Origin of the sequence: Streptomyces chiangmaiensis (assembly GCF_036281785.1) — a bacterium.
Classification (GTDB): Bacteria; Actinomycetota; Actinomycetes; order Streptomycetales; family Streptomycetaceae; genus Streptomyces; species Streptomyces chiangmaiensis.
Window position 1 is genome coordinate 1 of the sequence record NZ_JAYWVC010000618.1, and the last position, 1,056, is coordinate 1,056.

Below are 1,056 nucleotides of genomic sequence, written 5' to 3' on the forward strand. Positions count from 1 at the left end.
AAGCACTCCTCCACCGGCCAGCGGGAACCGATCGCGCGGATCACCTCGCCCAGCGGGTCCAGGCGCGGGGTGAAGCAGTGGAAGTAGGCCACTTCGGACCGGTCCAGGGCACGGCGGACCACGAAGCGGTGCTCCGGGTCGGGGGTGTCGATCACGGCCCAGTCGTAGGTGCGGAAGCCCTTGGCGCCGATTCCGCAGGCCCGGCGGGTGAAGGCGCGTTCCGGCAGGCGTGCCGTCAACTCCTCTATCTTTCCCGGGTGTTCGGTGGCATCGGTGAGTTCGGCGTTCTTCGGGACCGCCATCACATAGGAGATCCTGCGCTCCTCCAGGAAGGAGCGCAGGCCGGGGTTCTGACCGAACTCCTCGTCGGCGGCGAACCAGGCGAAGGGCACCTTGGCCTCAAGAGCCCGCTCGATCATCATCCGGACCTGCTGCGGCCGGGTGCGGAAGGGCACCTTGTCGTCGATGCCGGCCTCCTGGCACCGTGGGCGGTCATCGGCCCAGGAGTGCTCGGGCAGGTACAGCTCCCTGTCCAGCAGCACCCGGTGGCCCTCCGGGGTGGAGTAGGCGAGGAAGGTGCCGATCTGGCAATTGTCGATCCTGCCCAAAGTGCCCGAGTACTGCCGCTGCACCCCAGCGGACTTGCGGCCCTTCTTCGCGAACCCGGTCGGGTCCGCGATCAGCACCGCCCGCTCGTCGGCGAAGTGTTCCATCGCGTAGCCGACCAGCACCTCCCGCAGCCTGCCCGCGTCCCAGGGAGTCATGTTCAAGAACCGCTGCACCCGCTTGGGCTCGGGTGCCCCGGCGAACTCCGCGATCGTCCAGCTGTTCTTCTTCTCCAGCGGCGCCAGCAGCCCGCGCAGATAGCCCCGCGCGTGCGCCCGCGACTCGGACCGATAGAACAACGGCTCGATCCTGGCGCACACCGCCTCGAACTCGGCGTCCAGGACCGCAAGGTCCTCCGCCGTCACCTCATCATCGTCGACCCGACCTCGTGCACTCACGACAGGCCATCCTGCCGCAATCACCAAACAGGATCTATCCCTGTAGTACTAG

1 protein-coding gene is annotated in these 1,056 nt (G+C 67.5%); it reads right to left on the bottom strand.

Annotation, left to right across the window (positions count from 1 at the left end):
• A partial coding sequence (locus tag VXC91_RS46000; RefSeq protein ID WP_456243103.1) for an IS701 family transposase occupies positions 1 to 971 on the bottom strand: 971 nt, incomplete at its 3' end.
• Positions 972 to 1,056: the final 85 nt, after the last annotated feature.